The following is a 13,947-nucleotide window of genomic DNA, read 5'->3' as shown; positions in this document are numbered from 1 at the left end:
CACCTCAGTACAGGCATTCGACAGCCATGGCCGTGGCCTCGCCACCGCCAATGCAGATGGCCGCCACGCCACGGCGCAGGTTGTTCTGGCGCAGGGCCGACAGCAGGGTCACCAGGATCCGCGCGCCCGAGGCGCCGATCGGGTGGCCCAGGGCGCAGGCGCCGCCATGGATGTTGACCTTGTCATGGGGCAGGTCGAGGTGCTTCATGGCCGCCAGGGTGACCACGGCGAATGCTTCGTTGATCTCGAACAGGTCGACCTCGGAGAGGTTCCAGCCGGTGCGTTTCAGCAGCTTGTCGATGGCACCGATTGGGGCTGTCGGGAACAGCGCCGGGGTGTCGGCGAAAGCTGCATGACCATGGATCACCGCCAGGGGTTTAAGGCCACGCTTCTCGGCCTCGGAGCGGCGCATCAGCACCAGCGCCGCGGCGCCGTCGGAGATGGAGCTGGAGTTGGCGGCGGTGACAGTACCGCCTTCGCGGAAGGCCGGCTTGAGCTGCGGGATCTTGTCCAGGCGCGCTTTCGGCGGCTGTTCGTCATCCTTGATAACGCGCTTTTCCCTACCCTCGGTGACTTCCACCGGGACGATCTCGGCAGCGAAGCGACCATTCTTGATGGCGTCCTGCGCCCGGGTCAGCGAAGCGATGGCGAAGTTGTCCTGGGCCTCGCGGCTGAATGCACCGTTCTGCGCGCAGTCCTCGGCGAAAGTGCCCATCAGCCGACCCTTGTCGTAGGCATCTTCCAGGCCATCCATGAACATGTGGTCGATGATCTTGCCGTGGCCCATGCGGTAGCCACCACGGGCTTTATCCAGCAGATACGGGGCGTTGGTCATGCTCTCCATGCCACCGGCGACGATCACGTCAGCACTGCCGGCCAGCAACTGGTCGTGGGCCAGAATAGCGGCCTGCATGCCCGAGCCGCACATCTTGTTCAGCGTGGTGCAGGTGGTGTGCTTGTCCAACCCGGCGCCGAGTGCCGCCTGGCGTGCCGGAGCCTGGCCCTGGCCAGCTGGCAGCACGCAGCCGAACAATACTTCCTGGACGCTGGCGGCATCGATACCGGCGCGCTCGACGGCGGCACGGATCGCCGCGCTGCCCAGCTGCGCGGCGGTCAGGCTCTTGAGGTCGCCCTGCAGGCCGCCCATGGGGGTGCGCACGGCGCTGACGATAACGATCGGATCATTGGCGAGGGTCATGTTCGTTGCTCCTTACTTGGCAGCCATGCGCAGCGCGCCGTCGAGGCGAATCACCTCGCCGTTGAGCATGCTGTTCTCGATGATGTGGCGGGCCAGTGCCGCATATTCCTGCGGACGGCCCAGGCGTGGCGGGAACGGCACCCCGGCAGCCAGCGAGGCACGTACTTCCTCGGTCATGCCGGCCATCATGGGGGTTTCGAAGATGCCGGGGGCGATGGTCATCACACGGATGCCGAAACGCGCCAGCTCACGGGCGGCCGGCAGGGTGAGGCTGGCGATGGCGCCCTTGGAAGCGGCATAGGCCGCCTGGCCGATCTGCCCATCGTAGGCGGCGATGGAGGCCGTGTTGATGATCACGCCACGCTCACCGCCCTCGTCCGCCTGCCCCTCGGCCATGGCCGCGGCAGCCAGGCGCAGCAGATTGAAGCTGCCGATCAGGTTGACGTTGATGACCTTGGCAAAGCTGCCCAGGGCGTGCGGGCCGTTCTTGCCCAAGACCTTCTCGGCACCGACGATGCCGGCACAGTTGACCAGACCCTGCAGGCTGCCAAAGGCGCTGACGGCGGCATCGACGGCCGCCTTGGCCGCCTGTTCGTCGCTGATGTCGGCCACCGTGAATCGGGCATTTGTGCCCAGCTCGGCGGCCTTGGCCTCAACTGCCGCGGCGTTCAGGTCGACCAGCATGACCTTGGCGCCGGCCTCGATGAGCATCTGCGCGGTGGCGGCGCCCAGGCCCGAGGCCGCGCCGCTGACGATGAAGTGTCTGTTCTGGATTTGCATGGTGATTTTCCTTCAGGCGCCCGCAGCGATCGGCTGCGCGGCTTGTTGTCGGGCGATTTCCTGATTGCGCAGGATGAAGCGTTGCAGCTTGCCGCTCGGGGTCTTGGGCAGCTCGCCGACGAATTCGATTTCACGCGGGTAGGCGTGGGCGTACAGCCGCTGGCGCACGTGTTGACGCAGGGTTTCCTCCAGCTCGGCACTCCCTTGGTAGCCCTGGCCGAGCACCACGAAGGCCTTGATCAGTTCGGTGCGCTCCGGGTCAGGCTTGCCGATCACCGCCGCCTCGACCACCGCCGGGTGTTCGATCAACGCGCTCTCGACATCGAACGGCCCGACCCGGTAGCCGGAAGTGGTGATCACATCGTCGCTGCGGCCGACGAAGCTGATGCTGCCGTCCGGGTTCAGCTCGACGGTGTCGCCGCTAAGGTAGTACTTGCCGACAAACGCCTTGGTCGGCAGCCCGTGGTAGCCGGCAAACCAGCACAGCGGCGACTGCTCGCGGTCCACCGCGAGGATCCCCGGCTGGCCGGCGGGTAGTTCGTTGCCCTGCTCATCCAGCACCACGATGCGGTGGCCGGGGATGGCGAAGCCGGCCGACCCCATGTGCACCGGGTGCTCGAGTTCATGGTGGTTGCACAGCACCATGCCCAGCTCGGTCTGGCCGTAGTGGTCGTGGATGGTCACCCCCAGTTCGCTGGCGAACCAACGGATCACTTCGGGGTTCAGTGGCTCGCCAGCGCTGCTGACCACCCGCAGGCGACCCTTGATCGGCGCCGAGAAGGTGCTGCCTGCGGCGATCAGCAAGCGGTAGGCCGTGGGTGAACCGGCCAGGTTGGTGATGCCGAGCTTGTCGATGACCCGTGCGCAGCTCTCCACGCTGAACGGCCCATCGTAGAAAGTGGTGGCATGCCCCAGTGACAGCGGTCCGGTGACCGCGTAGTACAAGCCGTAGGCCCAGCCAGGGTCGGCCAGGTTCCAGAAGTTGTCCTCGGGACGCAGGCCAATGGCATCGCGCATGTAGCCCTGGAAGGCAACAATGGCCCGCAGCGGCACTTCCAGCGGCTTCGCCGGGCCCGTGGTGCCGGAGGTGAACATCAGCAGGAACGGATCGTCGCCGCGGCGCATCACGGGCTCGCAGACGCTGCTTGCAGCCTCCAGCGCCCGGTGGAAATCCAGCTCGCCATTGCCTGCCCCGACCGTGATGATGAGCGGGCAATCCGCCACGTCATCGAGCTTGGGCCGGTTGTTGCAATCGGTGACCACCACCTTGGCATGGGACTGCTCGAGGCGGTGCTCGATGGCCTTGGGGCCAAATGCAGTGAACAGCGGCTGGTAGACCGCACCCAGGCGCCAGGTGGCGAGGATGGTTACCAGCAACTCGGGCGTGCGCGGCATGAGCCCGGCGACCCGGTCGCCGGCCTGGACCCCTTGGCCTTTGAGCACATTGGCCAGGCGGCTCGCCATACCCTGCAACTGGTCGAAACTGTAGCGCCCACCGTTACCGTCACGGTCTTCCCAGATCAGGGCGGGCTGGTCGCCGCCGGTGTGCCGGTCGCAGCATTCGACACAGGCGTTGAGGGCCTCGAGGTTGCCATGCAGCGCCGCATCGGCGGCCTGGGCATGGTCGAACGAGCGAGCGGCCTCGGCATAATCGCGCATTGTCGGACTCCTGGTTTCTTGTTTTTGGAGTTGAACCATCGGTCCGACGATGTTCGCGCCACGCATCGGGCGCGGCAATGGCCAAAGCTGTCAATCACGATGACCGGTTTGGCCGTGGCCTGACTCAGCCCCGCCCACGCTCGCGCCCCATGAGAAACTCACGGGTCAGTTGCAGCATCTGCGCATGCTCGTCCGAGGCCCTGTCGATTTCCAGGCTTTCCACTAACTGGCTGTACTGCGCCGGCGGCAACTGCGGCTGGCGGCCAAGCAACAGCGCACGACGGTCGGCATACACCTGCTCGAGGGCGTCAAACACCTGTTGATGACGCTCGCGCAGATAATGCTGCCAGAACTGGCGCTGACTGAGGCTCTCGGCAAGGCCACCGGCCGCCTCGGCAACCTGTACCGCCCTGAACGCCGCTTCAAGCTGGGCGGCATCGACCGCCGCGGCCTCGGCGAACAACATCGAGTGGGGTTGTTCAGGCAAACCCAGCCTCTGGCGCAATTGCACGCGGTAGTACAGCCCGGTTGCGATCTGATCGACATCCTCACCCTCGGTGATTCGCGCCAGGATGTCCTGGCGGGCAAACAGCTCGACCTGCTCCAGGCGGAACAGGCCACGCCCCAATGCCAGCAGTTCATCGCCACGCTCATGCAAGGGATTATGCTGCGCGCTATTCACGACTTGCTGAATCAGCAGCTCGCTGAACCGATCGGCAATGCTGTTCTCGCAACTCAGCGGCAGCGCCGCCAGGGCATACACCGTCTCCCGCAATCCGCCGCTCTGCGCCAGTGCGCCAAGCAACCGCCAGACGCGCCGGTTCAGCACCTCTCGGGCATTGGTGTAATCGGCCGTATGGCGCAGATGGCCGAGTAGCATGAACAGACCATCGCTACCCGGTAAAGCCTGGAGCGTGTCCCATTGCATTGCCTTGGCGCTGCTGTCTGCCTCAATTTCAGAGGCGATCCAGGCCTGACGCGTCAGTACCGGATCGATCACCCTCAACGGTTGTGGTAGATGGTGGTGTTCCTGAATCAGGTCCAAGGCGTACAACCCCTGAAGATCGCGCATTCTCAGGTTATTGCCCGTCACCAGAAAGGCTCGGCGCCGGACGTTGGGCATTGCCAGTATCGGTGCAGGAACCGTAACCAGGTCGTTGTCTCGCAGATCCACACGCTCGAGCCTTTGGCAAAGCTCGATCTCCGATGGCCACTCGACCAGGCGCGTGCGACGCAGGTTCAGGTCAACCAGGTGCGACAACTGATCGTAGCGGAAGTGGTAGGCTCCCAACGGGTTGTAGCTCAGGTCCAGATGGGTCAATTGGGGCAACCCATTGAGCGCATCAAGGGCGGTGCGGTCCAGACGAATGTTGTTGTGCGCCAGGCGCAAGCGGCGTAGCTCGACCAGGTAGGCGAGCCCCTGCGGCACTTGCAGGAGCCGGTTACTGCTGATGTTCAACTCTCGCAAGGCGGTAAAGCAGCGCAGGAACTCCGTGTTAACACGCGTCAGGCTTCCGTCAGCCAAGGTCATCGCGGTCACGCGGGAAAAGTCCACCTGCGGCGGTAGCGGCGGCACCGTGCTTACCTGCAGGTTGATGAGGTTCAAGCGCTGTCCGGCAGGCACCGCACCCACGGCCGCAATCGGCTCGCCTTGCAAGCGCCAGGCGCGCCGCAGGTTCATCGAGAAGCGCTCGCGCACGCTTTGCCGGGCGGGGTTGAGCTCGGCGCTGACCCACCGGTTCAGGTGCATCTCCAACTGTTCTGCGTCGTCCTCAAGGTTCGCCAGGTGTTGGAAGACCGGACCGTCAAGCCGCAGCAGCCGCTCCAGTTCCTGCTCGAGTTGCTGATCATCAAGCCCCGGGTATATACCGCGCAACCGGGTAAGCATTCGCTGCCGGGGAGGACTTCCACCACCAGGCCGCCCACTGAGTGGATATCCCACACGACCATCCGGCAGACGGTGCCCAGGGTTGATCCAGCCCGCGCTGGGCGGTAATCCCAGCAGTCGGGCGAGGCCTTCATGCGAAGAGGGCAATCGCCCGAGCAGATACTTGCGCAATGGCTCGCGGGTTTGGCCGTCGGCAATCCCCATTGCCTGCAAGTGATCCGCTGTCAGCACCGCCGAGAGCGCATCGAAGATATCCGCGGCCTGAGCGTTGACCAGAGGCAGCATTTCGCCCAAAGGACCGTAGAGTGAGAACCGCCCCTGCTTGAACACCAGACTGAAATCCCTCGATGCGCTCCCATCGGGAAATACCTGCGCGATGATCCGGCCCGTGACGGAGCCTTCACGCAACTGCACGTTAACGCTGTGCGGCCATGCAGGCAGGGTACGCAATGACTCCAACAGCAGCTCACCGCAGGTGTCATGATAAGCCTCCGGCAGGTAGAGCCCTTCGACTGCGCGATTGAGCCGGCTCAGACGCAACAAGGTCCGTGCCCGGACAGCCAGCCCCAACGCCAGCCGCTGCTCGCGGGTTGCCAGCGAGCGCTGCGCCTCGCTGGCATCGCTCACGGCTGCTCGCGCGTACAGCTCGGGCAACCCTGGGAAATCACGTCTGAGCAAAGCCAGTAGCGGGTCGTCGGAGGCTCGCGGCTGGGTCAGGTACGTCAACATTTCGCCACGCAGGACCGGTGCCTCGAGCATCAATGCCGAACGCATTGCCATGCCCTGCCCCTGCTTGCCCAATCGAGCCTCGCACCATTGCAGCAATGCCCCTTCCTCGGGCGACAATGCATCGCCGCCCAGATGCTCGAAGAATGCCTCGATGCGCGCATGAGCCTCGAAACGCTGCAAGGTGTCGCGCAGGTTGAAAGGTACCCGCCGGCCTTCCACCAGCAGGCCGCGCAACGCCTCCTGGTCGAGGCCGGAGCACCGCAGTATCTGCTCCGCCTGCGCCGCGTCGAACGGCTTCACCGGCTGCCAAAGGCTGTTGAGCATGATGCTGTTGTCCTGGCACAGCAAAGGATGTGCCTGCCGCAGCCTCCAGCCACGCTCGCCATTGTGCTCGACAACCGGGCCATAGGCGCCCTCGCGCGTGGGATGGCGCAGACGCCACGGGCCATCTGGCCTGGCTCTGTGTATCTGGTAATAGCGTTCGCCATCGCGCATCAGCCGCTGCTCGCCGTCGCCATACAGGCCATCACCCTGCAAAGCTTCCTCATCCCGCAGCACGGCATAGGCCTGCAAATCGTCATGCCAAAGTCGTAGCCCATTCTCCGTGCTGACCGGCACCAGCTCATCGACAAACACACTGCGCACCAGGCCAACGCCCACCCCGATCGCCGCACCGACCGCCACATTCTCGGCAACCCCGAGCATATGATCCAACGCTTCGTGCTGATGACCATGGTGCCAGTCCATCGCCCCCTCGTAGACCTCCGCCAAGGTTTGCACCACGAACTGCCCGAGCAGGATGGCACCGACCTCCGGAATGAACAGCCCCGCCAGATTGAACAACCCAAGCCCGACGGCCTTCCAGGTGTCGAGCCGGGCTCTGGCCGCCTGCTGGTCGGCTCGCGCGGTCGGTACCAGCAACAACAACGCATCGGCCTTGACGCGCTCGATCTGCTGCTGGACCACCACCTCGAAGATGTCGCCATCTGGCGTATGGCTATCGAGCTGCAGGTCCGTTCGTTCATCCCGCAGGCGCAGTTCCAGTCTCGAAAGAAATCCCGCGCGCGCACCAAGGCTGACCAGGCTGCCGAAGTACTGGCGGTAAGCCGTCTGACGTAGTTGCCCTGCCAGGGCGTCGCTCAGGGCCTGGCGCGACGCGAAGCTTCGCAACGCCCGCTGCGGGTCGCTGGGCAAGTACAGGATGACCCCCGCTTCCTTGCCGTCGACCGTGTGCAAGTAGACGACCAACGCGTCGACGATGACCTGGTCGAGTACCTTCAGCACACCAACCTGACCGCGTAGATTGCTGCCATAGGCCTCTTCGCCCTTGGCCAGTGCTCGCAGCACGATCTGCTCATAGGCCGTCACCTGGCCCTTCAAGGCCGCGATCTCGGTGGCCAGTGCAAGGCCGTCGCGCTTGTCCTGGACGAGCTCTGCACGCGCGGCTACGAGCACGCTTGCCAGCAACGCCTGATACTGATTGCCGACATCCAGTTCACGCACGTTGCGCACCAGCTTGTCCGTTTGCTCGTAAACCAGCACATCGTTCTTGGCGTTGACCAGGCCGGTACCGGCCCAATAGTTCGCGCCCTCGTGAAAGTTCTGCATCAACCTCAGCAAGGCCGGCTGCACACGCTCGCCCACCTCCATCTGCGGTGTCTGCAAGTTCGCAAACCGTGTGATGTTGCGCAGTACCACTTCACGCCACAGCAACTGGTCCACACTGAGGCCGTCGGGCAACAGGGTTTCGAATCTCTTCTTTGCAAACGCCTGGGGGGGCATCAGGTCCAGCGTCGCTTTGCGCAGCTTTTCCTGGCTGCTCCTGTGCCTGGCGAAACTTGCCCGTAACGTCCTGATCTGCCCGCGTGATGCCCTGGCCAGCCAAGTCGGCAGACGGCTTGCGATAAAGTCATCGGTCGCATTGCCGATCTTTGCCTGCATGGCCTCGGCAGGTGGGTGATTCTGGTTCATCCGTGAAGTCTCCGAAGTTAATGAGGCATCACGATGACGTCGCCCCCCTGGCCACGGCAGGGGGAAAAGTACCAGGCAGTCCAAGGGTTGGTTCAGCCAAAGAGGCCCGGGTGAGCCGCCAACGCCTGTTGCGTCAAGCGCAGAGCCAACGCCGCAACCGTCTGCTGGCGTTCACCAGAAAGCTGGGTGCTGCGCTCCAGATAAGCCCCATCGCTCAACGCCTGGCGCCTGTCGTAGAGTTGCTCCTCCTGCGCCCAAAACGGCTGCTCTGCCTGTTCGAACAGGCCTTCATGCGCTTGCCTGAGGTAGTCGAGCCAAAAATCGCGCTGGCTTGTAAATAGCGCCAGTCCAGCACCTCTTTCCTCCTCGAGTATCGCGACCCTGGCATTGTCGAGGTCGGCCTGGCTTACCTGGGCAAGGTTGGAGAACTGCATGGTCTGCGGCTGTCCAGGCAGATTCAGCACCTGTGCCAGACCAATACGGTAGGCAAGACTAACCTCGACCTCGTCGACGCCCCCCTCACCCTCCGCCAAGCCATGCGCTAGTCTCTGCATGTGCAGGCGCGCCTGGTGTTCGACACGGTCCAGACGATACAACCGCCCCGCCAAACCTAAACGCACGCGCTCTCCCTCGCCTGGGGCCAAGCCCTGCAATGTGCGAAACACCAGTACCCGGACTTCAAGTGCGCTGAAGCACGAAATCACACTGTCGACACACGTACGCGGATCACTGGCCAGTGTGAAGACATCCTCACGCAAACCACTGTCTTGCCAAAGCGCATCCAGCAATACCCCGACACGCCTGCGCAGGTCCTGCGGTACCCGCTGGTATTCGCGGGTGCCGGTGAGCTCATCGAGCAAGGCGAACAGATCATTGCTACCGGTTTCGGCCTGCAGGCTAGCCCATTGCACCCTCCGCCGCGCCAATGCGCGAGCTTCCAACCCCTGATGCCAAGGCTGCGCGCCTTGCCGTGGCGCCGCGAAGACAGCCACGGGCTCACGCGGCTCAGCCAGCCGCAGGAAGTCCCTCGCGGCCAGCGGATTGCCTGCCAGGGCCAGGCATTGCCGATAGGCCCAAGGCGAGGCGAAGACAAATTCCGGCAAGCTGGCGATTTGGTTGTCGCGCATATCCACATGCTCCAGCAATGGACAGTGCTGCAGTCCGGCCGGCCACTCAAGCAGGCCGGTATCGCGCAGACCGACTTCGCGCAGATGCACAAAAGACGAAAAGGCAAGATTCACCTGGCGTAGCCGGTTGCCGCTCAGGTCGAGCGTGTGCAGACGGGCAAGCCCCCCTAGCACTTGCTCACCGCCACTATCCAACCGAATACGGTTGCGGGGCAGACGCACGGCCCTGAGTCGAGGCATGTGGATGAGCTCCGACGGAATCCGGCCAAGACGATTGTTGCCCAGGTTCAACCAGCGGACGCTGGAAAACGCCCGCAGGAACCCCACCGGCATCTCGCTTAGCTGCAAACCAACGAGAATCAGGTCAGTCACATGGACGAACTCCACACCGACAGGCAACAACGGCAGCGCCCCTACATGCAGGCCAACCAACGACAATCGCATTCCGGCAGGGTCGCCATTGATGTCCAGCAATCGCTCGCCTTCCCTGCGCCAGCAACGTCGCAACTGGCTGGCGACCAGGCGTCGAACCTGTGCGAGGTGAGCGTCCGTTTCCTGGGTAACCCAACTGTCCATCGCATCGACCAGGGCATGATAGGCCCGGCGTTGTTCGAGCAAACGGGTAAACGGTGAGCCAGGCAGGTCGAGAATTTGCTCCAGGTATGTCTGGACCGACGCATCATCGAAGCTTGGGTACAAGGCACGAATTTCATCACGCAACCATCGCTCGGAATGCCCTCGGGCCGCGCCCCGACCGCTCAACGGATAGCCGAGAGGCCCGTCATCCACCCGCACCATCGGGTTGAAGAACGGCTTGATCTCACGGATCCCCATGACCCTGGCCAACGCTTCACGGTCGCTCGGCAACCAAGCCTGCAAGTCCTCACGTATCCTCTGCGCTACCTCTGGACCCTGCCAGCGCTGGGCAAAACCCCATTGTGTCGGCAGGCATGCCACGAGCGTTTCGCACAGGTCCGCTGGCGCCTGCGGCTGGAGGTCCAGAGCCCGCCCATCCTCCGTGTAGAGTTCAAAACCGCCCGTCTTGCGCACCAGCACGATGGCCTCGTCGCCAGGGTAAAGTCGAGACAGAACTGGCCCGCCATGCGCAGAACGGCGCAGCAACAGATTCGACGAAACCGGCCAACCAGCATGACGGCGCAATAACGCAAATACCAACTCGACGCTCTCGTCACAATAGCTGCCCGGCAGATACAGGGCTTCGCGAATACGCGTGAGCCGGGCAGTCTGCAACAACAGCCGAGCCTGTTCAGCTAGCGCCAGCGGAATGCGCGCCGACTGGGTCATCACCACGCGCTGTTCGTCATTAGCCTGTGCCAGCAAGTGCAAGGCATAGGCGTCCGGCAGGCCGGGAAAATCCCGCTGGATCAAGGATTGCAGCGAATCTTCAGTCAGGTACGCTCGCGAAAGGCGGTCCAGCAACGCCTCCCTTACCTGCGCGGCGTGCTCGGCGATGGCGTCCAGTTGCGCATGCGCATCCAAAGACCCGATAGCGAGCAGCTCACGGCACGCTTGAAGCAATGCCTCATCTTCGTCGATGGCGCTCCCAGCACCTGCCCGTACAATAAAGGCCTCGATACGGGCACCGACAGAGAACCGCTCGAGCGTGTCACGCAATTGCACCGGTAACGCCCGATTTTCAACCAGCAAACGTCTTAATTGGGGCTCATCCACTCCCGCGACCTTGAGCACCTGCGTGACCCTGGCCGGCGCCATGGACACCGCCTCTGGCCACAGGTATCCCAGCAGATGCTGGGCGCCTTGCCATTCCAGCGGTCGCTGGCTGGCAAGACGCCAGCCCCGCTCACCGTTGTACAGCAAGCGGGGATGCGCGCCTGATTCCCGCGTCGGGTGGCGCAAGTACCATTGCCCATCCGACCTACGCACTTCGAAGTTGACATGCCGGTCCGTCCACCAGAACCGGCCATCACTCCACAGCAAGCCATTGGCCTGACGTGTTGCGCTCGCAGGCGGCCCCTGCGGGTCCCGATAATCGCCCAATTGAGCCGTACCCAGCATTGCCTGCCCGTCGCTGTGCACTGGCACCATCGTATCGACCAGCGCGCTGCGCTCGAACACACGCGACACCGAGTGCAGCGCAACGCCCAGGCCCGCCGCGACCGCGACCGTTTCGGCAACCCCAAGCAGGTGCGCGAGGGCTTCATGATCGTGCCCCCGGGCCCAGTCGCCCACACCGTCGAACACCTCGCCAACGATCTGCGCCACCATCTGGGTCGTCAGCAAGGCACCGACCACGGGCACGAACATCCCCGCCACATTGAGTACAGAAAGGCCCACGCCTTGCAAAGCCTTGAAGCGGGCACTGCTGGCGGCGTGATCGGCATCGGCAGTGGGCACCAGCAGTTGCCGGGCATCGCCCTTGATACGCGACTCCAGGTCAAGCGCCATCTGCTCGAACACATCGGTGGTAATCGTGCTGCCGGCCGGTTCCAGGTCGGTGTGGGCATCGGCCAGGCGCTGGCTCAGCGTCGATAGAAAGATGGCACGGTCGGCGACAGCCAGCCGATGGGTGAAACGTTGGCGGTAATGCTCGTTGCGCAGTGCTCGCCCCAACGCGATGCCCATGCTTGCCCAAGAGTCGAAGCGCTGGATCGGTAAGGACGTTGCAGGAAGGTAAAGCAACACCGCCTGTATCGGCTCGACTTGCCCTGGTAACCCCCCAGGCAGCCATGAACCCGATACCTCGAGTACGAGGCCGTCGGTGACTGCAAGCCCCATCACCGTGAGCCGACAGACCCGGACCGTCGTTCCCTCGAGGTGCATCAGCGGCCTGTCAGCCAGCATCAAGCGCCACAGTGCTTCATCCACGGGCCGCACTTGCTGTTTCAGCACTGCGATATCGAGGGCCAGCGCCAGCCCGTGGCGCTTGTCCCGAGCTAGTCGACCGCGCACTGCCGGTGTGAAGACCCCGCTCAGATGCTGCTGGTACTGCCTGCCGATATCGGCCTGGCGGCAGCGTTCGACGAGGCGGTCGGTATCATCGAAGACCAGCGTCCCCTCGTTCGAAACCAGCCCTGTGCCTTCGAAAAAGCGGGCATTGGCCTCAAAGTTGCGCATCAACCGCTGCTCAACGGTTTCCAGAGGGTATCGAACATCGACCCCTGGCGTATCCAGCGGGTCTTGTGGCGGTACGAACCTGCCACGGCCTTCACGCCAATGCAGCCCCGACACCCCCACAGTCAGTTTCAGTGGCGAGATCACCTCTGCCTGCAGCTTGCGCTTGAAAAACAGATCCAGTGGTTCGAGCTTGTCCAACGCCTCGGACAGCTGCACCTGGATTTCGCCATGCGCCCGGGCACTGCCACGCAGCCGAGCGATCCCACTTGCCCCGGCCTCCTTGAGCCAGCCTGGCAAGTGCTCGGCGATGAAGTCGTCAGTGGCATGTGCCAGTTTGGTGGCACGGGCCGCTTCCTTCGAAGCGGCTATCGGTGAAGTCATGCTGGGCATCCATCAGAAGTTCGGGAGGCCCAGACTTTGCTCACAGCACTCAGGGTTGGGCAGCGGGAACCACGGCCCCGGAACCTTCCTGCCCCAACGCCACCGAGCGGTATTGGCCAGGGTTGCAACCGAACCACTTGCGAAACGCCTTGTAGAACGAACTGCTGTCAGCGAAACCGAGGCGCTCGGCAATGTCGCCCAACCCGACGACCGGGTCGGCCAGCCAGGCGATGGCCAGTTCGCGGCGAACGCTATCCTTGAGCCCCTGGTAGGTCTGCCCCTCCTCGGCAAGGCGACGGCGCAGGGTCGATACCGACATGCACAGACCGCTGGCCAGGCCCTCGGCATCCGGCCAACTGGCCGGGTCCCGCCCACGCAGGTCGCCGCGCAGACGCCGGGCCAGGCTTGCCGGGTCGCGGTACTTGACCAGGATGTTGCCCGGTGCTTCGGCGAGGAACCGCTGCAACTCCTCCGGGTGGCGGCGCAACGGCAAGTCCAGGCAATCGGCGGCGAGGATCATGCGCGTGCGCGGCCGGTCGAACTGCAGGTTTTCCGAGAACATCACCCGATAGTCGTCGCAGAATGGCGGCTCGGCACAACGCAGCTCGATGGCCAGGATCGGGATGCGGCGCCCGGCGAGCCAGCACGCCACGCCATGCACGATCATCCAGAAGGTGAAGTAGGTGAAGGCCCGGCGTGGCGTATCACGCGGCTCGTTGATGACGATTTCGGCCAGCCCCTGCTGGCGCACCAGGCTTGGCTGCAGGTCCTCGAGCATCAGGCCAAGGAACGCCAGCGCGGTCTCGATACCAGCGGCCAGGGTCGGCTGTGCCATGCTCGCCCGACACAAGAATGCCAGGCTGCCACTGCGCAGGCCGCGCGGATCCATGGCGAAGAACTCATCGTTGCAGCGCCGCGCCAGCAGGCGCCAGAGCCGGGCATAGGCCTCGGCGCCGACACGCGCCTCGGGCAGGTCAAGCTGGCCGGCATCGATACCGGCACGCGCCAGCAACGCCGTATCGGCACCCGCCGGGCAGGTCTGCAACAGCGCCTCGCGCACCAGTTGCATGGAGATGGTGTCTTTCTCGCTCATCGACCGTCCTGTCGTCACATTGCCG

At 63.9% G+C, this 13,947-nt stretch carries 6 protein-coding genes; all 6 read right to left on the bottom strand.

The features are described 5' to 3' along the window. Positions 1-4: 4 nt before the first annotated feature. The 6 genes from CCOS191_RS08630 to CCOS191_RS08605 all read right to left on the bottom strand — a co-directional run bounded on the left by CCOS191_RS08630 (position 5) and on the right by CCOS191_RS08605 (position 13,922). Positions 5-1,198: an acetyl-CoA C-acyltransferase gene (locus CCOS191_RS08630; protein ID WP_046854831.1), complete on the bottom strand. Its 1,194-nt coding sequence runs from the start codon at positions 1,196-1,198 to the stop codon at positions 5-7. 12 nt (positions 1,199-1,210) lie between these two features. Beyond that, positions 1,211-1,978 carry an SDR family NAD(P)-dependent oxidoreductase gene (locus tag CCOS191_RS08625; RefSeq protein WP_046854830.1) on the bottom strand — a complete coding sequence of 256 codons (768 nt, stop codon included), beginning with the start codon at positions 1,976-1,978 and terminating at the stop codon, positions 1,211-1,213. Positions 1,979-1,990: 12 nt separating this feature from the next. Then, positions 1,991-3,637 (bottom strand): AMP-binding protein, encoded by a 1,647-nt coding sequence (locus CCOS191_RS08620; protein ID WP_046854829.1) that lies wholly within the window; start codon positions 3,635-3,637, stop codon positions 1,991-1,993. A 124-nt stretch (positions 3,638-3,761) separates the two neighbouring features. Next, complete coding sequence (locus tag CCOS191_RS08615) at positions 3,762-8,225, bottom strand: NEL-type E3 ubiquitin ligase domain-containing protein (protein ID WP_052752581.1); 4,464 nt, start codon at positions 8,223-8,225, stop codon at positions 3,762-3,764. A 92-nt stretch (positions 8,226-8,317) separates the two neighbouring features. Then, positions 8,318-12,829: an NEL-type E3 ubiquitin ligase domain-containing protein gene (locus CCOS191_RS08610; protein WP_046854828.1), complete on the bottom strand. Its 4,512-nt coding sequence runs from the start codon at positions 12,827-12,829 to the stop codon at positions 8,318-8,320. A gap of 49 nt (positions 12,830-12,878) precedes the next feature. Continuing rightward, the gene (locus CCOS191_RS08605; protein WP_046854827.1) at positions 12,879-13,922 is read right to left on the bottom strand and encodes an AraC family transcriptional regulator; all 1,044 of its coding nucleotides are present in this window, start codon (positions 13,920-13,922) and stop codon (positions 12,879-12,881) included. Positions 13,923-13,947: the final 25 nt, after the last annotated feature.

Origin of the sequence: Pseudomonas sp. CCOS 191 (genome assembly GCF_001007005.1) — a bacterium.
Lineage (GTDB): Bacteria > Pseudomonadota > Gammaproteobacteria > Pseudomonadales > Pseudomonadaceae > Aquipseudomonas > Aquipseudomonas soli.
The sequence above is the reverse complement of the archived record's forward strand: the minus strand, read 5'-3'. Positions and strand labels throughout refer to the sequence as shown.